1 protein-coding gene is annotated in these 269 nt (G+C 66.2%); it reads right to left on the bottom strand.

Annotated features, from left to right (window positions below):
- Window positions 1-269: cobalamin biosynthesis protein (locus RTX98_RS16075; protein WP_312797843.1), on the bottom strand; the 269-nt coding region annotated here is incomplete at both ends.

Raw genomic sequence — 269 nt, 5'->3', positions numbered from 1 at the left:
AAAAGTTCTCCGCGAGACTTTCGATCACGGCGCGGCAAACGGCGGGTTCGTCCAGCTGTTCGGGGTCACGTCCGACGATCATGGATACGGCGCGGCGGCCACCGCTCAGCCCTTCGGCTTCGAGCGCTTGCGCAACGGCTTGGACATGGGTGGCAAGGCTGCGTTGGGCGAGCAGCGCGCTGGCAACGAGCGCCGTGAGGATCAGGGCCCATCCGTGGCCGAGGATGCTCTGGATGGCGAAGCCGATCCCACCGGCGGCAGTAAGCAGA

It is taken from the genome of Tianweitania sp. (genome assembly GCF_032053605.1).
Taxonomy (GTDB): Bacteria; Pseudomonadota; Alphaproteobacteria; order Rhizobiales; family Rhizobiaceae; genus Tianweitania.
The sequence above is the reverse complement of the archived record's forward strand: the minus strand, read 5'-3'. Positions and strand labels throughout refer to the sequence as shown.